We start from the raw sequence: 24,307 nt of genomic DNA, 5'->3' as shown, positions 1-24,307 counted from the left end.
ATCTAGAGTTACTGTAAAATATTATACGCTATAAAGGAAGATAAAAGAAAAACTTCGAAGTTGAACTTTTTTCAACTTCGAAGTTTTTACGTCTAGAGAAGGATGGATTTAATTATTTTGATCTATATTTTATTTTTTCTGTACCAATTGGATTTTGGTTAATCTTTTTGATCTTTGCTAGTTTATCTTCATAGTCTTTGATGACTAGATCGACATTCTTTCATCCTCGCCAAGAGGCGTAGCCAAATGTCAGCATTCCTAATACACCAACGACCATCAGAATAATCCCAATGATAAAGAGGAATAAGATTGAAGAGTGGAAATAATAGATTAATACTAAACCTACTGCACTAATAGTTAGAAAGAGTTGAAACCAGTAGCTTAAGTTTCTAAGCATATGTTTTTGATAGTCTACTTCTTTTTTATAGCCATTTTGCATTTCCTCAATTGTCATTCGGGATCTTCCTTTCTACAAATTAGTACTTCAAACCTGGGTTGAAGAAACCAACTAATACACCGAGAAGTGCTACACCAATTAAGATAATCATGGTCCAAATAGCTGATACATGTTTCTTAGCCATTAACCACCAGCAAAGCAAAGTTACAACAACAGTTAATAAACCTGGGAAGATACTATCTAACTGCTTTTGTAAGTTTAAGAAGACCTTACCTGTAGCATCTTTTAATTCAAGTGAAGTAGTAACGTTTACCCAACTTGCCAAGACACCACCAACAACCATACCACCGATAATTGAGATGGCGTGACGGATAGCCTTACCTTGCTTACCAATTAAGATAGAAACGGCCTTGTCACCCAACTTGTAACCACGGAAGTAAAGGAAACGTTGACCTAAGTATGCGATGAGGTCCCAAACAACAATGTAGAAGATCGCACCGACTGGTGAACCATTTTGTGACATCCCTAATGCCAAACCAAGCAAAATAGGAATTAAGGTACCATCGATTAATGAGTCACCGATACCGGCGATAGGTCCCATCAAACCGGCACGCATATCGTTAATAGTTTCGCCATCAATAACCTTGCCATTAGCACGTGCCTCTTCCATTGAAGCGGTCGTACCAATAATGACAGAACCAAGCATTGGGTTAGTATTGAAGAATGCTGTATAAGCATGAATATTCTTTTGTTGTTCGTCTTTATCTGGATAAAGCTCCTTGATAATTGGCAACATTGAAGCTAAATATCCAAATGTCTGCATGTGTTCTTGTGAGAAACAGGTTAATGCTCCCCAGAACCATAAGTTAAAAGATTTGTTTAATGTCTTTTTGCTAATCTTTTTTTCGTTACTTGCATCCATAATTAGATGTCCTCCTCTTCTTCATCGTCATCATCTGAACTTGAAGCTGAAACAGTTGAAGCAGATGAACCATTATCACTCTTAGCACCAAACATTTCAATTTCGTAGAAGATCATAGCGAAAAGCAATGAAATAATAGTAATTGAAACTAAGTTCAAGTGTAATGAAGCAGCTAAAGTAAAACCAACTAAAAATGGAATAAAGTCAACTGAAGTATTAACGATCTGACGAAGCAAGATAGCAATACCGACACATGGAAGCATAGCACCAACAGTGAACAACGTCTTCATTGGGATACCATCCATTGGTAAGGCGTTACGTAAAGCAGTAACAGCTTGAGCACCAAAGTGAGTCATTAACATAGTTGGCAAGAATGAGAAGCAAAGGTGTGAAAGCCATGGCCAACCAAAATCAACACCATAAAGTCTATTCAATTTGTTGTTTTCAATATCTTTCCAACCAAAGGCCTGCCAAATCAAGTTCATAAAGGCAACTGCGTAGAACAATACTGAACCCACAGTACCTACTAAAGTACCTAATGACTTAGCCATGTTAGCAGCATCACTACTAAATGGATTCAAACCACGTGAACTAATAGCAACCATAGCTAAAGGAATACCGATGTAAGAAATAGCACGAACATCGGCTGCTACAGTACCACCTGGGGTTACTAAAGCGATGTAAACCAACTGAGTAGCAACACCACAAGCAATACCCAAAGGAACATTGCCCAAAATAATACCACAAACTAAGCCACCGACAAGTGGACGTCCAATTGTATAGTTACCAACAGCCTGACCTGCCATACATGAGTTAGAACAAAGACATGCAAACAAGCCAAGGATGGCAGCTTGTAACCAACTTATTGTCATTTTTATTCCCTCTTTTTTATTTCAAGTTAACTAAGTTTTTAGAAACCAAACTTACTCTTGTATTTATCCCAGTAACCAATTTGTTTATCTGGAAGAAGAGCAAAGTGAACCTTGTAGCCTTTTTCAGCTATGGCTTCAAAAGCTACACCTTCTTCTTTAGTAAATGATTGGTTATCGCCTAACTTAATTGCACCTGGACGATCATTGCCCGGTCCTACGATAACTTCTTTAACATCGCTAGGAACAAAGCCCCAATCAACTAAAATTGTCTTCATGTCAAGTGGATTCTTAGTAATCAAGAAGTAACGGGTGTTGGAAGCTAAGACCTTATCCTTAACTTTGTTAAAGTGATCCATCGTCCAAACAAAGCACTTTTTACCTTGACCTTCAGCAGCTGACTTATAAGCCTCTTTCAAGATTGGATTGTCATGAGCTTTATCGTTAACTGCGATAATCCCATCACAAGGAACTTCCTTGGCCCAACGAGTAGTGATCAAGCCGTGAATCATACGGTCATCAATTCTAACAAGTGATACTGACATAATTTTTCCTCCTAAAAATTAAATATCATCGTCATCATCATTATCAGTGGATGATGGAATTTCATATTGTTGTACAGCTGTTTTAGCTTCATTCAATGCAGTTTGAGCAATAGTTTCTTTGTCCATATTGTCTAAAGAAACAGTTGCAGTTAATGCCATGGTGAAATTCATTCCACCTAAAACTACTGCTCTATCCATATATCCCCGTGCTGAGAAAACATTCAAAAAAGTAGTTAATGGGCTGCCGCCGATAATGTCGGCCAAAACAATAAACTCATCACTTTCCTTAAAATCGTGTTGATCAAGAAAAGTTTCTACTTCTTTTTTAAAATCATCAGCAGATTTACCATTATGCAAACATAAGGCAAATACACGATCATTTGCATCCCCTGCAAACATTTCCAAAGATGTCTTCACGCCTTCAGCAAAGCGACCGTGAGAAACCATGATCAAATATTTCATATTTCTACTCCTCTCGTTTGTTTACAGTGTAAATTTACCATGTAATTAAGCGCTTACATAGTGTCAAATGTAACTTGTTTTCCCTCTACTCTGATGACATTTGTCACATTTATGGCATTTATAACAATTATTATTTAGCTTATAATTGTTTTATGCAGTTTTAACATTATTAAGGAAGGTCCCATGAGCAAAAGACGGTTAAACAAATACTTAGCAGTTGAATTGATCATTGCCATCGTGCTAGTAGCCCTAACATTAATCTTTTATTTCTGTCATGCAGGACAACGAAGAATTGTCAAAATTGGCAGTAGCTATATGACAATGAATAATGAATTCATCCCATTATCAACGAACAGATTGCTAACCAAATTAATAATCGTAATGATCACCTTTATAATCGTGATCCAGCTTTAAATCAACAAAAGCAAATAGAAGAAGTGCATTCTTTTATTAAAAAACGCGTTAATGCCATTATCATTAATCCGGTTAATGGTAATTCTCACAAGTTAAATCAAGCGCTTAAAGAAGCTAAAAAACAAGGTATCAAAATTGTAGTAATCGACAGTCCACTAAAAAACAGCAAAATTGCTGATTGCACAATCGAGTCTGCCAACTATCACGCGGGGCAATTAGATGCTAAATATATGTTAAGCAGGCAAAAAAGCGGCAGAATTTTACTATTAGAACATAAATCTGCCATATCGGGTGTTGAACGAATTCAGGGCTTCCTCGACACAATTAAACAAAGCAAGAAAGGTAAACATTTTAAGATCGTCAAACGTCTCAATACCTATGGCCAATCAGAAATTTCACTGCCCTTAGTTAAAAAAGCCATTAAGCAAGGGACAAAATTTGACACAATTATGGGCCTAAACGATCGAGCCTCCATCGGTGCACTAGCAGCTATTGATTCAACTAATTATCCTTATCATGTATCTGTTTACAGTGTTGATGGATCCGAGAATATGAAAAAGATGTTTTCACTTAATTCGAATGTAACAGCTACCGTAGCTCAATCTCCAATTAAAATGGCTAAAATTACTGTCAACACAACCTATTGGTTAATTAATCACCAAAAGGTTCCTAAGAAAATCACTATTCCGGTTTATTTAATCAATCAACATAATCTGGACCAACATAATATAAGTGGGTGGCAATAATGAAATTTCATCAGATCGTTAAATTGAAAAATCTATTGCTGGGAGTCAACTTTTTGGCTGTTTTATTCAATGCTGCTCTATATATTTTCATCAGTCGCTATATCAATGAAAATCAACTAGATTACCAGTTGCTAACTAAGTTGAATTCTATCCCAACTAGTCCAATGGTTATCTTTTTAAGAAGTATTATTCTCTTCTTTATTCTCTCTGCAATCATTCTTTTTAGGCAAAACACGACTTTAACCAAAGCCCAAAATAATTTCATTCTTTTGCTTGAATTGATTCTTGCCTTAACTATTTTTTTTCTCTCAACATGGCATATAACGGCATTTTTCTATTAGTTTTCATCAATCTCTTCTTAAAAAATAAGGATGAAACCCAATTTAACAAATTTCGTTTATGGCTATTAATCGGTTTTATTCTACTGATCCTTTTTTCTCTCTCTGATCAAAATTTAATTAATGAAGCAATCAAGGCGCCAAGTCTATCTGCATATATTGACTTTCTGCCCCAATCAACGAGATCCATTATTTCTTTTACTCGTAATTTACTATCTCTAACCAATTTAATGCTATTTATTATTATTCTGGTTTTATACGCTCACTACTCTATTACCCGTGAACAAGAATTAAAAAATAAAATGGCTATCAGTGAAGAATTTAAATCGATGGCTGACATTACTGAGCACGTCTCACATGATAAAGACCGTGAAAGATTAGCACGTGATATTCACGATACGATTGGTCATACTTTAACTGGTTTTGCAGTAGGCTTAGATGCCGCAATTGTTCTAATTGATGTTGATCCGGCAGCTGCTAAAAAACAATTGGGTAAGGTCTCTACTTCTGTTAAAGAAGGACTGATTAATATCCGTCAGTCGTTAAATCGAATTCGACCAGGAGCTTTAGATAATTACACCTTTAAAGCAGCACTCGAGGAACTACTGAACAAGTTTAAAAACATCTCTCATCTTAATATCACTTTAGAATATAACTGGGATGCAGAAAATCTAGAAAAATTAACGGAAAACGTGATTTTTCACATCATCGAAGAAACTTTTACTAATTCTCTAAAACATGGACATGCTACTAAAGTATTAGTCATGTGTAATATGAAAGATAATAATTATCAACTGATTATTCACAACAATGGTCAGAGTGCACCCCATTTCATCCCTGGCGTTGGTTTAAATTACTTAAAAGATCTAGTATCTAGTTTAGGTGGTCAAATTAAATTTAATGGCAAGGTTGGATTTACTACTATCGTAACGATCCCCAAGGAGGAAAATAATCATGATTAAAATTCTTATCGCTGATGACCAAGAATTAATTAAAGACTCTATCAAAATTATTCTTGAGGTTAATCCTAAATACACCATCACTGACACTGTCAAAAATGGTCAAGAAGCTCTAGAAAGCATTAAGAAGAATAAACCTGATGTAGTCCTCATGGACATCCGAATGCCAGTAATGGATGGCACGGTTTACACCAAGTACATCAAAGAAAAATATCCTGAGATTAAAGTTATTATTTTAACTACGTTCGATGATGATGATTTTATTTTTAGCGCCTTAAAATATGGTGCATCAGGCTATTTGCTTAAAGGCGTTTCTCCCGATGAATTATATAAAGCAATCGATACGGTTTATTCAGGTGGTGCGATGATTAATCCCGATATTGCTGGTAAGGTTTTTCGCCTATTTTCTAAAATGGCTCAATCCAACTATTCAATTGCTGTAGATTGCGACGAAGCTAAAAATTTAAGTAAAAGCGAATGGCAAGTCATTCAACAAGTCGGCTTAGGACGCACCAACAAATAAATTGCTCAAAAACTATTTTTATCAGAAGGAACTGTGAGAAATTATATTTCTAAAAATTCTGAGCTGCCTAGATCTTCGTGACAGAACGCAATTAGCTATTTGGGCTGTGCAAAAAGGAATTATTAACAAGGACTTTAACTAATGACCAAGGTAAAGAAAAATATTTTATTCCTTAGTATCTTGCTTCTTATAAGCATTTTAACCGCTGTCATTAAATACAATTCTTGGCAAGCAAAACATATTCTGACTGTTGGCATCTATACCGGTAGCCCCTGGGACGTACCTAACAACAACCAATATCGCGTCTTCGACTATGCCATCAAAGAATTCAAGAAAAAACATCCCAATGTACAAATTAGATATGAAAATGGTATTCAAAAATCTGCTTATCGTAACTGGTTAAGCGAAAAAATGGTACAAGGAAAATCACCGGATTTAATGATCGTACCTAATAATTCATTTAATTTATTGGCTAGCAATGGTGCCTTTAAAGATTTATCTGGTCTAATGAGCACTAATAATGTATCCACTCAAAGTTTTTATCCAGTTGCACTTAAAGCTGGTGAACTAAAAGGGAAACAATATGCTCTGCCCTTTCAAGCCAATCCTAGATTTATGGTGATGAACAAAGATCTGCTTATAAAAAACAAAATATTCGCCCCATCATTTAACTGGACCCCAGCTGAATTAAAAAGGATTTGTCGGCAATTAGCTATTACTAAATATCAAGGATCAAAACTTGGCATTACTTCAGAATATAATTGTAGCGATGCTCTAATGGCATATAATTATCGGCTTAGCAAAACTAAAGATAATCCAATTCAATTAACCACCGCTGCCGCAATTAAGGGTTTTAACCTGATTGAGTATTTAAGAAATATTGGTCAATCTAAAATAGCTAACAGAGATTTATTTGATCAAGGCAAAGTAGCTTTTACTCCCATTAGTTTAGCAAAATATCAGACTTATACTTCCTATCCTTACTATGTGACTAATGCCAATAACTTTACTTGGAACTGCTTGCAAATGCCACATATTAAAAATGCAAAAGCAACTCAAGTAGATATTTCTATGTTTGCAATTTCCTCTAAGGCACGCAATCCTAAGCTAGCTTGGCAGTTTCTTAAGACTTTGTGCATCAACAAGAGAGTACAAGAAAAAGCAATGGAAATTAACAAGGGCTGCTCTGTCTTGCCTAAAGTAGTTTTAGATAAAAAAGTACAACAGGCTTTAAGTCATAATAGCCAGGGAAGCTTAACTTCCACCAAACTAAATGCCATTATGAATAATGGTTATACAGAACCAAAATTTAGAAACTTTGGCGAAATCTATAGCGTATTAGACCATTCAATTACTAAAGCATTAGATACTAATACCTTAGACGATCAGATCTTTTATATTCAACAGCAAGCTAATACCGAGCTAAAAAATTAAGCTAAAAGAAAAACTTCGAAGCTGAACTTTTTTCAACTTCGAAGTTTTTGGATATTTATTTATTTATTTTTCTTTCCAAAATAGATTGCCAGTCCCAAAATCAATCCGACTAAACTGAAAATAATCCAGCTAAATCCCATTGAAAACAACGGGAAATATTCTTGCCCAAAATTAATTATGCTCTGCGCAAAAGCAGTATTTTTCAATTCAACTGGCAAGGCATTAATTAAGTCAAAAAATGCTGGGATCAAAGTTAGGTAGCAGGTAACTTTATACACAAGTGGATTATTTTTAAAAATTGGGGGATAGCAAACCTAAAAGAATGACACTAATAGCAACTGGGTAAATAAACATCAATACCGGTGTCGACCAAGCAACGATCCGATCTAGGCCCAAGTTAGCAAAAATAAATGAAAGCAGACAGTTGCCTAGTAAAAATGTCTTGTAAGAAATCTTGGGAAAGCGCTTATGAAAATCTTCCGCAAAGGCAATTACCAAACCCATCGCTGTAGTTAAACAAGTAATTGTCGTCAGCGTTGCCAGCAAGACATTGCCGAAGACGCCCATATAGTAGTGGGAAATCTGTGATAAGGTTATTCCGCCATTAGAAGCCAGCTTGAATTGATGCAGACTGCTTGCGCCGAGCCAGATTAAACAAACATAGATGACGCCGATTGCCAGCATCCCCCAAAGACCGCTTTTGGCTAAAGTCAATGAAACATCCTTTTGTTTAGTAATACCTAATTCCTTAATTGCGGTAATTACGGCCACGCCGAAGATCAACGCAGCTAAAGCATCCATCGTGTTATATCCTTGCAAAAATCCGTTGGTAAAACCAGCGCTTCGATAAGCTGCAGTAACAGCTGTAGTGCCAGCTTTTCCTAAGGGATTTATAAACGCCATTAAAAAAATGACAAACAGCAACACAATAAAGAGCGGATTTAATACTTTACCGATCAAATCGGTGATATTGCCTTCGGTAATCGATAAGGCAAAAACCAGGATAAAGAAGATTCCCGTGAAAATTAATAACCCCCACTTTTGCATGCCAGCCGGTAAATATGGCGCAAAACCAATCTCATACGGAACCGTGGCAGTTCTTGGCGTGGCCGCAAATGGTCCAATCGTCAAATGGATCAGCACTAACAAAATCGAAGCAAAGCTCATCCCCACTGGTCTCGCTAGTTCATAAAGACCATTTGAGCGCGTGATACTTAAAGCCATTAAAGCTAAAAGCGGCAATAAAACACCAGAGGCCAAAAAGCCAAGCCCAGAAACCAGCCAGTTGCTCCCCGCCATTTGACCTAAATGAACAGGGAAAATTAAGTTTCCCGCCCCAAAAATCATGCCAAAGAACAAAGAAGCAATAACCAGAATTTTCTTAAATGATAAATTGTCTTTTTCCAATAACATCAATCCTTTACAAAATAACTGCTTTTTAATATACCGAAATCCAAAATTCTGGTCAATAAAAAAGTCGAATCATCAACGATTCGGCTTTTTGAATATATTCTATATTTGAAATGGTAAGCGCTAATCAAATGAACAAAAACGCTAAAGCGTTTTTGAATTGAAACAGTAAGTGCTAAAGCACTAACGACTACATTCCCATTCCTGGAGCGCCGGCACCTGCGCCACCTTGTGGAGCAGCTGGCTTTGGTTCAGGAATTTCTGCAACAACAGCTTCAGTGGTCAAAAGCAATGCGGCAATTGAAGCAGCGTTTTGCAAAGCAGTTCTAGTTACCTTGGTTGGGTCAATAATACCTACGTCAACCATGTTCTCCCACTTATCAGTAGCAGCGTTGTAACCAACTTCATTTTCTTGGTGTTCAAGCTTGTTCAAAATTACTGAACCATCTTTACCAGCGTTTTCAGCAATTTGACGAACTGGTGCGTTCAAAGCTCTTAAGACAATGTTGATACCAGTTTGTTCATCAGCGGTTTCACCCTTAAGGTCCTTAACAGCCTTTTCAACGTTTACTAAGGCAGTACCACCACCAGCAACGTAGCCTTCGTCAACAGCGGCACGAGTTGAGTTCAAAGCGTCTTCAATTCTGTAACGACGTTCCTTAAGTTCAGTTTCAGTAGCAGCACCAACGTGGATAACAGCTACACCGCCAGTTAGCTTAGCAAGACGTTCTTGCAACTTCTTCTTGTCGAAGTCTGAAGTGGATTCTTCAATTTGCTTTCTAATTGAATCTTCACGTTCTTGAATAGCGTCCTTTGAACCAGCACCATCAACAATAGTAGTTGAGTCCTTGGTTACAGTTACACGACGAGCTTGACCTAATTGATCAATCTTAGTGTCCTTAAGTTCAAGGCCCAAGTCGCTACTGATTACAGTACCACCAGTTAAAGCAGCGATATCTTGTAATTGAGCCTTGCGACGGTCACCAAAGCCAGGAGCCTTAACAGCAACAACGTTGAAGGTACCACGGATCTTGTTCAATACAAGAGTTGGAAGAGCTTCACCAGAAACATCGTCAGCGATGATTAACAAAGCCTTGCCTTGTTGAACAATTTCTTGAAGAAGTGGCAAAATGTCTTGAATGTTTGAGATCTTCTTGTCAGTGATCAAGATGTATGGATTATCAAGGTCTGCTTCCATCTTGTCGTTGTCAGTTACCATGTATTGTGATAAGTAACCACGATCGAATTGCATACCTTCAACTACTGACAATTCAGTGTTGATACCACGTGAATCTTCAATAGTAATAACACCATCGTGACCAACCTTTTCCATAGCGTCAGCAATTAAATTACCAACTTCTTTGGATGATGATGAAACAGAAGCAACGTTAGCAATTTGTTCCTTAGAATCAACTTGGTGGCTGATCTTGTGTAATTCATCAACGGCAGCCTTAGTAGCCTTTTCAATACCACGACGAATGCCAACTGGGTTAGCACCGGCAGTAACATTCTTCATGCCTTCGCGAGTAATAGCTTGAGTTAAAACAGTTGCAGTAGTAGTACCGTCACCAGCAATATCATTGGTCTTTTGAGCAGCTTCAGCAACCAACTTAGCACCCATGTTTTCGTAGTGGTCTTTTAATTCAATCGACTTAGCAATAGTAACACCATCGTTAGTGATGTCTGGGTTGCCATAACTTTGTTCCAAAACAACATTTCTACCCTTAGGACCAATAGTAGTCTTAACAGTATCTGCTAACTTATCAACACCCTTTAAAAGTGAACGTCTTGCATTTTCTGAGAACTTAATATCTTTTGCCATAGATTATCTATGCTCCTTTATTTTGTATTTGATCTAACTTAACTAAAAGCTAATTACTTAGCGATTGCTAAAATGTCCTTTTCGCGAAGAACTAAGTACTTTTCGCCTTCGTATTCAACGTTGGTGCCTGAGTATCTATCGTAAATAACTACGTCGCCCTTCTTAACTGACATAGGAATCTTCTCACCGTTTGAAGCGTAAGCACCGTCACCGACAGCAACAACTTCACCTTCAGTTGGCTTCTTCTTAGCATTTGATGCTAAAACGATGCCACCAACAGTCTTTTCTTCCTCTTCTTTAACCTTTACGATTACGCGATCACCAATTGGTTCTAACATGTTAAGTACCTCCTATGTTTTTATTTTTCTTTTTAGAAATTTAAAATCATTATTAATCATTAGCACTCTTATTTACTAAGTGCTAACTTACAAATATGATAATAACCTCTTTTGTGAAAAAAAGCAAGAAAAAATTAGCACTTTTTAGAAAAGAGTGCTAATTTTGCTTTTTCTTAACTTTTTAACTAAATGGCCGAAAGTAGCCCATCAATAATGCCATAGGTTAATCCCATCACATAGTATTGCTTATAGGCATCCCAAAAACTTTTACATTCTTCCTTATCTTCATCATCAATGAAATAGTACTTACCATCTTTTCTATTCCTAAAGGTTTTAACTAATGCATAGAAGATTGCCAAGATCGCCATCAAAATGAAGAGAAGGATTGGGAAGAAGTAACCAATAATGTTTTGAAAATTATAGGCCATCCCTGCTGCAATGACGACTAGCAAGTAAATTACGGTAACTAATGGATTGCAAATTAGACGTGACGGCTTTACCTTTAAAGACAATAAGATTGAAAAAAGCAGCGGCAAAATCAAAATGATCAATAAAGTTAGTGCATACACATTATTAATTTCTTTTAGCTTAAAGACCACATTATGCTCCAGCTTACCCCAGAACAGACTTAAGAGACCCACTACCCAATAGATAGCGGTCATGATCCAGACAGTTTTAGTCGTTTCTTTGTTTTTCATTCTTATCATCCCCTTATTTAATTAGCAAAATTATAGCATAAAAAACACCATGCTAATAACCAATCTATTACATTCTTTTACTCAATATTTGAATTTAAAAATCTAATTAGTTGAAAAGATCTATTTAATTTAACAAAAGTATAAAGTTAATTAGATTTATAATTCTTCATATTCCAAAAAATTACTCCTCGACGTTGTGAATATCTATAATAGATTTTGTTGTTTTTGTGTTATAACATATTATAATTTAATTAATTTAAACAACAAGAGGTGGCTATCATGAAAGAACTTAAAGTTAGAAAAATTGGTAATTCTCTAGGAAGTATCTTCCCTAAAGAGTGGGGCGTCGAAGATGGAGCTAAATTAGAATACAGGGTGGACCATCAACACCACAAAGTCATCATTGATTTAAGATCTACCGCTGTTAAACATGATCGTGAACTTATTGAAAAAAGCTTTGCTGAATTCGACAAAAATTCATTGACGGAACAAGATATGCAAGCCAAATTTGGAAAGTATGGCTGGGATAATGTATCAAATTAAATATAGCAAGAGCTTTGCTTCCTCATTATCTCAGACCATTACTTATTGGCAGCATGATTTAGAATTCTCAGATGAACAAATTAAAAATTATGTTTCATTGATTTCTAAAAATATTCACTTACTCAGTGATTTTCCTTTTATCAGCAAAGATGTAAGTTCAATTTACCATTTTTCGGTTCCAACCTATCGGATTACTATTGGCAAGAAATATGCTATTTTTTACCGCGTAGATGAGAAAAAGAAAACTATCATGATTGATAGTCTCTTTAGCAATAAGCAAATGAAAATAGAATTCTAATTACAAAAAGACACCAAGAAATAATCTTTCTTAGTGTCTTTCTTTATCTGATTTAATTGTTTTGGACTTCTACTGAAACTATCACAAATTAATTTATTTTTCTACTATGACTTTTCAGCCAATCCGCTACAAATTTCATAACTTCTTCCGTATCATCACTATTAGTCACAAATAGAATGAACTTTAAGCCTTCATCTTTTGTAAAATTAACTTGATAACCATTTTTAGTAAGAAAAAATGTAGTAGCAACCAGTGCAGTACGCTTATTTCCATCAGCAAAAATATGCTTTTTAGTAATCTTTTGCAAAATGAAAGCTGCTTTAAGCCAAATAGTTGGATAAAGCTCATGTCCAAAAAGCACTTGCTTAGGTTGCTTTACAATTATATCTATTCCTTCTGTATATTGAATTCCAATAGAACCTTTTCCGGCACGTTCAATCACACTTTTATTAATAGCAATAAGGGTTAGCTTGTTAAGATAATACATTACTTATCTTCTAACTCCTTCATTAAATCCCCGTGCTTTTGATAAAAATCATCCATAAATGAATCTAATGATGGATCAACGGCATCTAGTTTTTTAAAAGTAATTTTATCGCCATTAGGATCGATAATCTTTTCAAAGATAGTATCTTCGCTGGCACCTAGTGCTTTTTTATCTTTGCTTGTAACTCTAAATCCCCAGGAATTACCAGCTTTAAACATTTTAGTTTCATCTTTTAAGGCTTTAGTAGAACTCATAATTTTCAACTTCCTCTCTCAATCGTCATAACATAATGATAGCATGTAATTACAGAAAGACACCAAGAAATAATCTTTCTTAGTGTCTTTCTGTAATTATCTAATTGTTTTGATTTTCTGGATTCTAGAGGATAATCAGAGATTAATTGTGAGCTGTCAAAGCAATCAGCTTATCACCATGCTTGTCGCCAGCATCAGTAATGCGTTGAACATTTGCATAGTTAGCAGTGTTGGTAATGACAACCATTACAGTAGTGTCATAGCCTGCCTTCTTGGCAGCATCAAGATCAACTGTGCCAAGCTTGTCGCCCTTGTTTACTATTTGACCTTGCTTTACAAAACTTTCAAAGTGCTCACCCTTAAGGTTTACCGTATCAAGCCCGATGTGGATCAAAACTTCAGCACCATCATCTGACTTAATACCATAAGCGTGCTTAGTCTCATAGGCAATCGTCACTGTACCAGTAACTGGAGCATAGATTGTGCCATCACTTGGAATAACAGCAGCACCATCGCCCATCAACTTAGCAGAGAATACTTGGTCATTAACCTTGGTTAAACTTTCTGGAGTACCGTCAACTGGTGAAGCAACAACTTCATCCTTCAAGCTTAATTGTTCTTTAGAAACCTTTTCTGCTTTTTGATTGGCTTCTGCTTGAGTAGTTGCATCGTTAACTGGAACATCTTGTCCTGGAACTTCTTCCTTCAAGTGCTTCTTACCATAAACATAAGTAAGCGTGAAGGCAACAACGAAACTAATTAACACTGAGACAACCCACATTGGAATCGTCTTAGGATAAATTGAGAAGAAGCCAAGGAAACCAGCTGAACCAAGAGCAGCAGCGGTTACGTGCATGAAGCCGGCAAATGCGGCAGCAACACCTGAACCAATCAAGGCACAGAAGAATGGGAACTTGTACTTCAAGTTAACACCGAAAAGTGCTGGTTCAGTAATCCCAAGAAGTGCTGATACACCTGATGAACTTGCCAAGCCCTTCATCTTTTCGTTCTTAGTCAAGAAGTAAACTGCGAAGGTTGCGGCACCTTGAGCAACATTAGCCATACATGCGGTAACGAAGATAAAGTCACCGGAACTTGCTGGATTCTTAGCAAAAGCTGCTAAAAGCTGAGTTTCAACAGCTGGGAAGCTTTGGTGAAGTCCAGTAGTAACAATTGCTGAATAAGTAAGACCAAAGATACCCATACCAAAGGCACCAGTAGTATTGTAAAGCCAAACAATACCATTAGTAATCGCATCAGAAACGCCCTTGAAGACTGGCCCGATAATTACAAAAGTAAGGAAACCAGTGATCATGATTGAAAGAAGTGGCGTAAAGGTAAAGTCAACTGCAGATGGCAAGTGCTTGTGAAAGTACTTTTCCAAAATTGACAATACCCAAACGGCTACTAAAACCGGAATAACTTGGTATTGATAGTTGGTTTGAGCAACATGCAAGCCAAAGATATCCCAGAATTTAGCGGCACCACCTAAGTTAGGCGTGGTCATAATCATACCGATTGTGGCACCCAAGAATTGGTTAGCGCCAAACCGTTTAGCCGCCGACATACCAACTAGAATTGGCATGAAGATAAATGGAGCGGCTGACATGACTTGAATCATTGCTGATAAGCCGGCAATGTTAGGAGCCATTTGAACAACTGATTTAGAACCAAATAGTCCTGGTGAAGTCAAGAAGTTGTTCAAAGCCATTAACAAACCACCAGCAACTAAGGCTGGAATGATTGGAACGAAGATGTCAGACAAAAGCTTGATGAAGTCCATTACTGGATTCTTCTTTTGGCCTTCAGCTGCGACCTTCTTCAAGTCATCAGTCGATAATTCCTTTAAGCCAGTAATCTTAATGAATTCATCGTAAACATCATTAACATCCCCTGGTCCAATAATTACTTGATATTGACCATTGGTCTTAAAAGTACCTTTAACATCTGGATCGTTGTCCAATGCTTTTTGGTCAACTTTTGAATCATCTTTTAATACTAAACGCAGACGAGTAGCACAGTGAGTACCCGCAATAATATTATCGCGGCCCACGTCCTTAATTACTCGTTCCGCCACCTTTCTATGGTCCATGTTAAATCCTCCTGTAAACGCTTTATTCTCATTTCACTAACTACGATAACGCATTCAGATAATATGTCAATCGTTTGACATAAAATTCTTGATTTATTTTGCTTACTTATGCCCAATAAGTTATTATATTGGTAAAAGATCATATGTTAAACGTTTGACACAATTTTTATTATCTACTAAAATAGATCTAAAAGATACCGCTTACATGGAGGCCAAATTATGGAATGTACAAGAGAAAAACGTTACTTACCTTATAATAAATGGGATGCCGACACTTTGCTTCATTTACAAGCACAAGCTGCTAATTCCCCATATCAGTTGCATTATCATTTACACCCTATTTCCGGACTGGTAAACGACCCAAATGGATTTTCCTATTTTAATGGTGCATATCACCTGTTTTATCAATCATATCCATTTGGCGCAGTGCACGGTTTAAAGTCATGGGTTCACTTTAAATCTCAAGATTTGGTTAATTGGACTAATTTGGGCTTAGCTGTTGAGCCTGATACAATGGCTGATTCTCACGGAGCATATTCTGGCTCAGCACGTGAAATTGACGGCAGACTTTTCTTAATGTATACCGGCAATCACCGTGATGAAAATTGGGTCCGTACCCCTTATCAAATCGGTGCTTGGATGACTAAAGATGGCAAAGTTTCAGATAAAACTATCCTATTTAAAAATCCGGATCACATTACTGAACACTTCCGTGATCCACAGATTTTAAAACAAAATGATACTTACTATGCAATTTTAGGAGCACAAGACAAAGCCGAAAAGCATGGCCACATTGATATTTGGAAATCTCAAGACCTTAAAAATTGGGAAGAACTTGGCTTTTTAGACATGGGCACAGAGCCCATGGGCTATATGATCGAATGTCCTAATATTGTTAGAGTCGACGGCAAAGTGGTCGTCATCTTCTGTCCACAAGGATTAGATAAGAAGATCGCCGACTACGACAATGTCTACCCTGACATGTACATCATTGCCGATGACATTGATTTTGAAAATCATAAATTGATCAATCCAGGCAAATTGCACAACTTGGATAAAGGCTTTGATGTTTACGCTACCCAAGCCTTTAACGCACCAGATGGTCATGCTTACGAAGTCAGCTGGGTTGGTTTGCCTGATACTACCTACCCAACTGATGATGAAAACTGGGCTAACTGCTTGAGTCAGGTCAAGGAACTGGTAATCAAGGATGACAAATTGATCCAAAAACCAGTTAAAGCAATGAGGGCGCTGCGTCAAGATGAAGAACAAGTCAGCGACCCAATAATTAGTGAAAAGGCTGGACAGCAATACGAATTAAAATTAAAAATTGCCCAAGGTCAAACCGGCAATTTACATTTAGCAGCTAATGAAGATTTAACTAACAGTCTACAAATCAAATTTGATACCCAAAACGGTAAATTAGTACTAGATCGTGCTCAAGCTGGACAAGCAGTGGCAGTTGATCATGGCACAAGTAGAGAAACTAGTTTAGTAGCTAACAAAGATTTAGAACTTGATATCTTTGTCGACCACTCATTAATCGAAGTTTTCGTCAATGGCGGCGAAGAAGTCTTAACCGGTCGCTACTTTGCTGATCAAGCTAACCCAAAGATTGCTTTTGAGCAAAATACTGCTTACACAGGCCAACTTTGGCAGATGAAGACAATTCTTTAAATAAGGTGATATAAATGGCAGCTAAATTAAGCGACGTTGCCAAAGAAGCAGGCTGTTCTGTGACAACTGTTTCGCGAGTGATTAATAATCATGGCTATTTAAGTCAAAAAACCAAGGACAAAGTTTTTGCGGCAATGCGAAAATTAAATTATCAGCCTAATTCCCTTGCTCGTTCCTTGCAAGGTAAAAAAATGAAATTAATTGGGTTGATCTTTCCTGGTATTACCAATCCGTTTTTTGCGGAATTAGTACAAGATGTTGAAACGACGCTCTTTAAACGGGGTTATAAAGTAATTCTTTGCAACGCAGGACAGAACAAAAAGAAAGAGCATGAATATTTACGCATGCTCCAGGCCAACCAGGTTGATGGCATTATTGCAGGGGCTCACAATCTAGGGATTGAAGAATATAAGCAATTAGGTTTGCCGATTGTTTCTTTTGATCGTAAACTAGCCGAAAACGTCCCGATTGTCAGTTGCGACAACTATCAGGGGATTAAACTTGCCGTACGTGATTTAATTCAAGGCGACTGCAAAAAGATCTACTTCTTAGGCAACAAACATAAAAAGGGCAATCCTACCGATGAACGTCTAGATGCCTATCTCGATGAAGCTAAAAATTATGGCTTTACGCCCCATATTCGCTCCGTGGCTTTTTCGGATTCGACTAACATTAAAAATATGGAAGTCCATAATATGTTGACAAACGATCAACCTGATGGGGTTGTCTGCACTGATGATTTAACCGCTATTTTGGTTTTACAGGAGGCTAAAAAGCTAGGTATCTCGATTCCCAGTGAATTAAAAGTTATTGGCTTTGATGGAACGCAACTGATGCAAACTTATCATTCGGAGCTATCTACAATTGCTCAACCTATCGAGGATATTGCAACTTTATTGGTTAATTTATTACTCAAGCGAATTGCGCATCCTGAGCAAGAATTAAAACAAAAAAATTATGTTTTGCCAGTTAAGTTGATTAAGGGTGAAACGACAGCATAAAAAATAACCAGGATTTTGTCCCTGGTTATTTTTTTAGCTTTAATTTTCTTTATCACTATCTAGGAAATAAATCAAAGTCTGCAATTCCGTTGCTAAGTCAACGTTTTGTACACGCACACTAGCTGGAGCAGATAATCTAATCGGCGTAAAGTTCATGATCCCCTTCACACCAGCATCGAACATGACGTCTGTCGTTTTTTGAGCAGCCGTAGAAGGAACCGTTAAAATAGCAATCGTAATCTGCTGATCATTCAACTGCTGCTTCATGTCTTCCAAATCATAAACAGGAACGCCACTTAAGATACGACCCGTAATCTTCTTATTGATATCAAATGCACAGGAAATGCGAATATTATTGCTTCTCTTAAAGTTATAATTAAGCAGTGCTCGCCCTAAGTTACCAACACCAACTAGGGCAACATTAGTCAAAGTATCTTGATTTAAAATCTTCTTGAAAAAGGACAGCAAGCTCTTAACGTCATAGCCATAGCCACGTTTGCCCAACGCGCCAAAGTATGAAAAGTCTCTTCTAATTGAAGCACTATCAACTTGTACTGCTTCAGACAATTCAGTTGATGATACCTTTTCCTTACCTTCTTCATTCAAAATAATCAAATAGCGATAGTATAATGGTAATCTTTTTGCTGTTGCCTTTGGAATTTTTGTTTTTTCCATAATGGAAGCCCCCCAAATGTATTTTTGTTTGTGAATGCACAATCAAGCATTACTATCATAACTATAAACATGCTACTTGTGCAAGTATCTTATTCACAAGGATGCTATTTTTCACATATATAAACATAGTATTCCTCTCCAAAACCCGTTGCATCATATGGTAGAATAATGATTAGGTGAAAAATTATGATTATTGCACAAGGACACGATTTAGAACAACAATTTGGGGCCAATACACTATTTAAAAATGTAACTTTTTCAATTGATTCTAATGCCAGAATCGGTTTAGTTGGTCCTAACGGAGTTGGTAAGACCACTCTGTTAAAAATTATGACAGGTGAACAGGAACCCACCCATGGTGAGTTTACCGTTAATAAAGGCATTGATGTCGGCTATATTGCACAGGAAAATGCCTTAGACAAAAACCAAACCATTTGGGATGAAATGGAATCCGTTTTTGCCCCATTAATTAAAGAAGGCAAAAGTTTAACCGCGATGCAAGAAAGAATTGCCGATCATCCTGAAGATCAAGAACTGCTTAAGCAATATGATCAAAAGCAATTTAATTTCGAACAAAAAGGCGGTTACACTTATCAGTCTGACATTAAGAGCATTCTGAACGGCTTTAAGTTTCCAGAAGATACTTGGCAAAAAAAGATTGGCAGTCTCTCTGGCGGTGAAAAGACGCGGTTAGCTTTTGTTAAACTGCTTTTACGTAAGCCGGCCCTACTTCTTTTAGACGAACCAACCAACTATCTTGATCTAGATACATTGGATTGGCTGGAAGGCTTTTTAAGAAACTACAGTGGCGCGATTTTGGTTGTATCCCACGACCAATACTTTTTGGATCACCTGGCTACCCAAATCTTCGAATTAGAATTCGGCAAATTGACGCCATTCAAGGGCAACTATTCTGCCTATGTCATGCAGCGCGAACAACGCGACAAGGATCAAGAAGCCGCTTATGAAAAGCAACAGGCTGAAATCAAAAAAGACGAAGAGTTCATCCAAAAGAACTTGGTTCGAGCTACGACTACCAAAAGAGCACAGAGCCGGCGTAAAAAGCTAGAAAAAATCGACCGGATTAAACCACCAAAACATAAAAATAAGGTACGTATTCACTTCAACAGCGAACGTCCTTCTGGTAAAGAAGTGCTAATTTTCAAGGATTTAACCATTGGCTATCCTGAAAAAACAATGGTCAAAGATATCTCTTTCCAAATTAATAAAGGCGATCGCGTAGCCATCATCGGTCCAAACGGGATTGGCAAATCTACACTGCTCAAAACAATCATGAAGCAGCTAACTCCTAAAGGCGGTTCAATCAAGTGTGGTGCCTCTTTAGATATTGGCTACTACGATCAAGAACTCCAAGGCCTTGATCCTTCTAAGACGGTTTTAGATACTGTTTGGGATCGGCATAAGACCATGCCAGAGCGTGATGTTCGCTCGATTCTTGCTAGTTTTCTGTTCACGGCTAAGGACATCGACAAGACTGTCGGGCAATTATCTGGTGGACAAAAAGCTCGTCTGACTTTAACAGTTTTATCACTTGAACACGATAATTTCTTGCTAATGGACGAACCGACCAACCACTTGGACATTGAAGCTAAGGAAGTCTTAGAAGAAGCTTTGAAAGACTTCGACGGTACTTTGCTCTTTGTTTCTCACGACCGTTACTTCATCAACCAACTAGCTAACAAGATTGTTTCCGTTCGCGATGGTCACGCCAAGATATATAATGGTAACTATTCTTATTATCTTGATGAAAAGGCCAAGCAAAATGCGGCAGCTGAGAGTATTGAAGAAACTACTCCGGTAAAGGAAGTCAGTGAGCAAAAACTGTCTTATCAAGAACAAAAGCAACGCAACTCACAGAAGAGAAAACTGCAACGCGCTATTGATCAAGCTGAAAAGAAAATTGAAGAACTTGAAGAGCAAGAAAAAAACGTCCAAACTGAGATGGCTAACCCAGACATTGCCTCGAACTTTGACAAGCTCGGACCACTACAAGAAAAATTATCTAATATTCAAAAACAATTAGACGATGCAAATAACGCCTGGGAAAAAGCCATCGAAGAAATGGATAATTTTGAATAACTTATAAAGAAATATATGAAACACTTCCTAATATAGTGAAGTGTTTTTTGTTTTTACTTTATAAATAACTATATATTTTTTATAAATTTTAACTTGTATCTTAATTTTAAGTGGTGTTTCTTTAACTTGAAATGCATGTCTTGTTTGCATTTTTGGGGATTATTGAAAGAAGGTATTTTCGTGGCTAATAATACAGAACTTACTGGTGCCGCACTTTTAGTTGATGCTTTACAAGCAAACGGCTTAAATAACATGTACGGTGTTGTCGGTATTCCAGTAACAGACTTTGCTCGTTTGGCAGAGTTAAAAGGCATGAAATTTTATGGATTTAGACGTGAAGATGCAGCTGTAGATGCAGCTGCTGCTGCAGGTTTTATCACTGGTAAACCTGGCGTAGCTTTAACCGTATCTGCACCTGGTTTCTTAAATGGTTTAACAGCTTTAGCACAAGCTACTAAGAACTGTTTCCCATTAATCATGATCTCAGGATCATCAGACCGTCACGTCATCGATCTAGATCGTGGAGACTACGAAGGAATTGATCAATACAACGTAGCTAAGCCTTTCTGTAAGGCAGCTTACCGTGTTGATCGCGCACAAGAACATGGGCTTAGCTGTAGCTCGTGCAGTTAGAACTGCTGTTAGTGGCCGTCCAGGCGGTGTTTACTTGGACCTTCCTGCAGCAACTGTTGCTGACACTGTTGAACAAAAGTCAGACGCCAACATTTACAAGGTAGTTGACCCTGCTCCTAAGCAATTGCCATCAGATGACGCAATTGACCGTGCAGTAGAATTATTGAAGAATGCTAAGCACCCAGTTATTTTACTTGGTAAGGGTGCTGCCTACTCAAGAAGCGAAGAGGAAATTAGAGAATTAGTCGACAAGACTAAGATTCCATTCTTACCAATGTCAATGGCCAAGGGTGTTGTACCAGACGATTCTCCATCATCCGCCGCTTCTGCTCGTTCACTTTCACTTGGTCAAGCAGATGCTGTTCTCTTGATCGGTGCACGTCTTAACTGGATGCTTTCTAATGGTCAAGCTCCATTGTTCCGTGAAGACGCTAAGTTTATCCAAGTTGAAATTGACGCAACTGAATTTGACTCAAACAGAAAGATTGATGCTCCATTACAAGGTGACATCAAGTCTGTATTGCAAAAGTTAGTTCCAGCAATCGAAAAGGCTGGCATTAAGGCTCCAGCAGATTGGCTTGAAGCTATTAAGAATCATTGCGATGAAAACAACGCTAAATTTGCTAAGAGAATTTCAGCTTCTGAAGCTAAATCAACTTTAGGCTACTACAGCGCAATCGAACCAATTAACGACTTAATGCAAAAGCACCCTGACGCTTACATCGTAAGTGAAGGTGCCAACACTTTGGATATTGGCCGTAACTTAATCGGTATGCAAAAGCCTCGTCACCGTCTTGACACTGGTACTTGGGGCGTTATGGGTGTCGGCCTTGGCTACGCTATCGCCGCTGCTGTAGAAACTGGTAAGAAGGTTATCGCCCTTGAAGGTGACTCAGCCTTTGGTTTTGATGGTATGGAAATGGAAACCATCTGCCGTTACCACTTACCTGTAACTGTAGTCATCGTTAACAACGGTGGTATCTACAATGGTGACCGTAACGTTGTTAAGGATCAATTAGGCCCTACTGTTTTGGACGCTAACGCTCACTACAGCGATATTTCTAAGGCATTCGGCGGTGACAGCTACCGTGTAAACAACTACGCTGAAATGAAAGATGCCCTTGAAAAGGCCTACGAATCAGGCAACCCTACTATTATTGATGCACAGATTCCTGTATCAATGGGTAAGGAATCTGGTCACATTGGTAACTTAAACCCAGAATTGGATTTATCACAACTTGAAGATAAGGAAGATAAATAATGACTGAAGAAAATAAATATACACCTTTAAAGGGCATTAAGGTTATCGACTGGACTCAAGTCCAATCTGGTCCATCATGTACACAACTTTTAGCATGGCTTGGTGCCGACGTTATTAAGATTGAACGTACTGGTACTGGTACTGGTGACCCAACTAGAAATGAATTGCTTGATATTAAAGATTCATGGAGTCTTTATTACTTACAATTAAACGCCAACAAGAAGTCTTTAACTGTTAACATTAAGACTGACGAAGGTAAGAAGATCATGTACGACTTAATCAAGAAGGCTGATGTTTTCGTTGAAAACATCGCTCCTGGTTCAGCTGAACGTAATGGCCTCGGCTGGGAAAAGCTGCATGAAATGAATCCTAAGTTTATTTACGCTTCATTAAAGGGCTTTAACGAAGGCTCACGTTTTGAAAACGTTAAGGCCTTTGAACCAGTTGCTCAATCTGCTGGTGGTGCTGCTTCTGCTACTGGTTGGAACGAAGGCAAGGCTAACGTTCCTACTCAATCAGCTGCTGCTTTAGGTGACTCAAACTCAGGGATGCATCTGACTATCGGTATCTTAGCTGCCCTTCTTCAACGTGAACACACTGGTGAAGGTACTTTTGTTTACCAATCAATGCAAGACGCTGTATTGAACCTCTGCCGGATCAAGTTGCGTGACCAAATCATGTTAGACAACTTAGGTGCCCTTCCTCACTACGCTGTTTACCCTAACTACAAGTGGGGCAAGGCAGTTCCTCGTGCTGAGAACACTGAAGGTGGCCAAGTTATTGGTTGGACTTACAAAGCTAAGGGCTGGGAAACTGATCCTAATGCTTACGTATACATTGTTATCCAAAACAGTGACAAGAGCTGGGAAGCTATTGCCAACACCATGGGTCACCCAGAATGGGCTACTGATCCTCGCTTCGATGGCTGGCACAACCGTCAATTACACAAGGAAGAAATTTACCCATTAATCGAAAGCTACACTAAGCAATACGACAAGTATGAATTAACTAAGAAACTTGGTGCTGCTGGTATTCCTGTAGGTCCTGTTCTTGACTGGCACGAAATTGAAAATGACCCAGACTTGAACAAAGATGGCACTATCGTAACTATTGACCAAGGTGGCAACCGTGGTAAGTTCAAGACTATTGGTTTGCCATTCTCACTTTCTAATTACAAGCCTGATTACAAGCGTGCTCCAGACCTTGGTGAAAACAACAAGGAAATTTTAGCTTCACTTGGTTATGATCCAGATCAAATCGAAAAATTAACTGAAGAAGGCGTAATTTCTAAGGCTCAAGGTCCTAAGAACCCACGTACTGAAGTTATCAAGGGTGAATAATTAATTTATTCTCAATCAAAAAGCTGTTCACTTCGAACGGCTTTTTCTTTTTAATAGAAAGCGTACAAC

General features: G+C 37.8%; 22 protein-coding genes and 4 pseudogenes. 13 read left to right on the top strand and 13 right to left on the bottom strand.

Translation table 11 applies throughout. The annotated features are described in order from the left end of the window. Nucleotides 1-112: 112 nt before the first annotated feature. The 5 genes and pseudogenes from ICI50_RS02295 to ICI50_RS02275 form a co-directional block, all read right to left on the bottom strand. Nucleotides 113-454 (bottom strand): annotated as a pseudogene (locus tag ICI50_RS02295) (DUF202 domain-containing protein). A 22-nt stretch (nt 455-476) separates the two neighbouring features. Next, nucleotides 477-1,319: a PTS system mannose/fructose/sorbose family transporter subunit IID gene (locus tag ICI50_RS02290; RefSeq protein ID WP_188891865.1), complete on the bottom strand. Its 843-nt coding sequence runs from the start codon at nt 1,317-1,319 to the stop codon at nt 477-479. Between the two features lie 2 nt (nt 1,320-1,321). Further along, nucleotides 1,322-2,191: a PTS mannose/fructose/sorbose/N-acetylgalactosamine transporter subunit IIC gene (locus ICI50_RS02285; RefSeq protein WP_013853606.1), complete on the bottom strand. Its 870-nt coding sequence runs from the start codon at nt 2,189-2,191 to the stop codon at nt 1,322-1,324. A gap of 38 nt (nt 2,192-2,229) precedes the next feature. Beyond that, a complete protein-coding gene (locus tag ICI50_RS02280) occupies nt 2,230-2,733 on the bottom strand; it encodes a PTS sugar transporter subunit IIB (protein ID WP_013853605.1) in 504 nt (167 codons plus the stop codon). A gap of 18 nt (nt 2,734-2,751) precedes the next feature. Then, nucleotides 2,752-3,195 (bottom strand): PTS sugar transporter subunit IIA, encoded by a 444-nt coding sequence (locus ICI50_RS02275; protein WP_056940880.1) that lies wholly within the window; start codon nt 3,193-3,195, stop codon nt 2,752-2,754. Between the two features lie 183 nt (nt 3,196-3,378). Here ICI50_RS02275 and ICI50_RS02270 point away from each other — a divergent pair, with 183 nt between their 5' ends. The 6 genes and pseudogenes from ICI50_RS02270 (at nt 3,379) to ICI50_RS02250 (ending at nt 7,609) form a co-directional block, all read left to right on the top strand. Further along, the gene (locus ICI50_RS02270) at nt 3,379-3,609 is read left to right on the top strand and encodes a hypothetical protein (RefSeq protein WP_013853603.1); all 231 of its coding nucleotides are present in this window, start codon (nt 3,379-3,381) and stop codon (nt 3,607-3,609) included. A gap of 23 nt (nt 3,610-3,632) precedes the next feature. Next, nucleotides 3,633-4,355 (top strand): substrate-binding domain-containing protein, encoded by a 723-nt coding sequence (locus ICI50_RS02265; protein WP_013853602.1) that lies wholly within the window; start codon nt 3,633-3,635, stop codon nt 4,353-4,355. Further along, a complete protein-coding gene (locus ICI50_RS10750) occupies nt 4,355-4,696 on the top strand; it encodes a hypothetical protein (protein WP_236694775.1) in 342 nt (113 codons plus the stop codon). Before ICI50_RS02265 ends, ICI50_RS10750 begins: the two co-directional genes overlap by 1 nt. A gap of 326 nt (nt 4,697-5,022) precedes the next feature. Continuing rightward, on the top strand, nt 5,023-5,655 hold the full coding sequence (locus ICI50_RS10745) for a sensor histidine kinase (protein ID WP_236694776.1): 633 nt from the start codon (nt 5,023-5,025) through the stop codon (nt 5,653-5,655). Further along, a pseudogene (locus ICI50_RS02255) lies at nt 5,648-6,317 on the top strand (response regulator). The gene ICI50_RS10745 and the pseudogene ICI50_RS02255 overlap by 8 nt, the downstream one beginning before the upstream one ends. Beyond that, nucleotides 6,317-7,609, top strand: a complete 1,293-nt coding sequence (locus ICI50_RS02250; RefSeq protein WP_188891864.1) for an ABC transporter substrate-binding protein — start codon at nt 6,317-6,319, stop codon at nt 7,607-7,609. Before ICI50_RS02255 ends, ICI50_RS02250 begins: the two are co-directional and overlap by 1 nt. 59 nt (nt 7,610-7,668) lie before the next feature. Here ICI50_RS02250 and brnQ read toward each other — a convergent pair. The 4 genes and pseudogenes from brnQ to ICI50_RS02230 form a co-directional block, all read right to left on the bottom strand. After that, nucleotides 7,669-9,016, bottom strand: a pseudogene (gene brnQ / locus ICI50_RS02245) (branched-chain amino acid transport system II carrier protein). A 193-nt stretch (nt 9,017-9,209) separates the two neighbouring features. Further along, entirely contained in the window at nt 9,210-10,841 is a 1,632-nt protein-coding gene (gene groL, locus ICI50_RS02240; RefSeq protein ID WP_013853598.1) for a chaperonin GroEL, read from the bottom strand. 53 nt (nt 10,842-10,894) lie between these two features. Beyond that, entirely contained in the window at nt 10,895-11,179 is a 285-nt protein-coding gene (gene groES, locus ICI50_RS02235) for a co-chaperone GroES (protein WP_013853597.1), read from the bottom strand. 185 nt (nt 11,180-11,364) lie between these two features. After that, nucleotides 11,365-11,886 carry a hypothetical protein gene (locus tag ICI50_RS02230; protein ID WP_373852434.1) on the bottom strand — a complete coding sequence of 174 codons (522 nt, stop codon included), beginning with the start codon at nt 11,884-11,886 and terminating at the stop codon, nt 11,365-11,367. 270 nt (nt 11,887-12,156) lie between these two features. Here ICI50_RS02230 and ICI50_RS02225 point away from each other — a divergent pair, with 270 nt between their 5' ends. Together ICI50_RS02225 and ICI50_RS02220 are read left to right on the top strand one after the other, a co-directional pair. Next, a complete protein-coding gene (locus ICI50_RS02225) occupies nt 12,157-12,420 on the top strand; it encodes an AbrB/MazE/SpoVT family DNA-binding domain-containing protein (RefSeq protein WP_013853595.1) in 264 nt (87 codons plus the stop codon). Further along, nucleotides 12,407-12,718 (top strand): type II toxin-antitoxin system RelE/ParE family toxin, encoded by a 312-nt coding sequence (locus ICI50_RS02220; RefSeq protein ID WP_013853594.1) that lies wholly within the window; start codon nt 12,407-12,409, stop codon nt 12,716-12,718. The genes ICI50_RS02225 and ICI50_RS02220 overlap by 14 nt, the downstream gene beginning before the upstream one ends. 88 nt (nt 12,719-12,806) lie before the next feature. Here the strand turns inward: ICI50_RS02220 and ICI50_RS02215 are convergent, their stop codons facing one another. The 3 genes from ICI50_RS02215 to ICI50_RS02205 all read right to left on the bottom strand — a co-directional run bounded on the left by ICI50_RS02215 (nt 12,807) and on the right by ICI50_RS02205 (nt 15,551). After that, nucleotides 12,807-13,205: a type II toxin-antitoxin system death-on-curing family toxin gene (locus ICI50_RS02215; RefSeq protein WP_013853593.1), complete on the bottom strand. Its 399-nt coding sequence runs from the start codon at nt 13,203-13,205 to the stop codon at nt 12,807-12,809. Next, nucleotides 13,205-13,459 (bottom strand): AbrB family transcriptional regulator, encoded by a 255-nt coding sequence (locus tag ICI50_RS02210; RefSeq protein ID WP_013853592.1) that lies wholly within the window; start codon nt 13,457-13,459, stop codon nt 13,205-13,207. Before ICI50_RS02210 ends, ICI50_RS02215 begins: the two co-directional genes overlap by 1 nt. A gap of 142 nt (nt 13,460-13,601) precedes the next feature. Beyond that, nucleotides 13,602-15,551, bottom strand: a complete 1,950-nt coding sequence (locus ICI50_RS02205; protein ID WP_056940882.1) for a sucrose-specific PTS transporter subunit IIBC — start codon at nt 15,549-15,551, stop codon at nt 13,602-13,604. Nucleotides 15,552-15,770: 219 nt separating this feature from the next. On the opposite strand from ICI50_RS02205, the gene ICI50_RS02200 reads away from it, so the two are divergent. Next, nucleotides 15,771-17,228: a sucrose-6-phosphate hydrolase gene (locus tag ICI50_RS02200; protein WP_013853590.1), complete on the top strand. Its 1,458-nt coding sequence runs from the start codon at nt 15,771-15,773 to the stop codon at nt 17,226-17,228. A 14-nt stretch (nt 17,229-17,242) separates the two neighbouring features. After that, a complete protein-coding gene (locus ICI50_RS02195; protein ID WP_188891863.1) occupies nt 17,243-18,229 on the top strand; it encodes a LacI family DNA-binding transcriptional regulator in 987 nt (328 codons plus the stop codon). Between the two features lie 39 nt (nt 18,230-18,268). Here the strand turns inward: ICI50_RS02195 and ICI50_RS02190 are convergent, their stop codons facing one another. Next, entirely contained in the window at nt 18,269-18,904 is a 636-nt protein-coding gene (locus ICI50_RS02190; RefSeq protein WP_188891862.1) for a redox-sensing transcriptional repressor Rex, read from the bottom strand. A 186-nt stretch (nt 18,905-19,090) separates the two neighbouring features. Here ICI50_RS02190 and ICI50_RS02185 point away from each other — a divergent pair, with 186 nt between their 5' ends. From ICI50_RS02185 to frc, 3 genes and pseudogenes are all read left to right on the top strand, one after another. Next, the gene (locus tag ICI50_RS02185) at nt 19,091-21,004 is read left to right on the top strand and encodes an ABC-F family ATP-binding cassette domain-containing protein (RefSeq protein ID WP_056940884.1); all 1,914 of its coding nucleotides are present in this window, start codon (nt 19,091-19,093) and stop codon (nt 21,002-21,004) included. A gap of 135 nt (nt 21,005-21,139) precedes the next feature. Next, nucleotides 21,140-22,898 (top strand): annotated as a pseudogene (gene oxc / locus ICI50_RS02180) (oxalyl-CoA decarboxylase). Then, the gene (frc, locus tag ICI50_RS02175; protein WP_188891861.1) at nt 22,898-24,238 is read left to right on the top strand and encodes a formyl-CoA transferase; all 1,341 of its coding nucleotides are present in this window, start codon (nt 22,898-22,900) and stop codon (nt 24,236-24,238) included. Before oxc ends, frc begins: the two are co-directional and overlap by 1 nt. Nucleotides 24,239-24,307: the final 69 nt, after the last annotated feature.

Origin of the sequence: Lactobacillus kefiranofaciens (genome assembly GCF_014656585.1) — a bacterium.
In the GTDB taxonomy this organism is placed as follows: domain Bacteria; phylum Bacillota; class Bacilli; order Lactobacillales; family Lactobacillaceae; genus Lactobacillus; species Lactobacillus kefiranofaciens.
The sequence above is the reverse complement of the archived record's forward strand: the minus strand, read 5'-3'. Positions and strand labels throughout refer to the sequence as shown.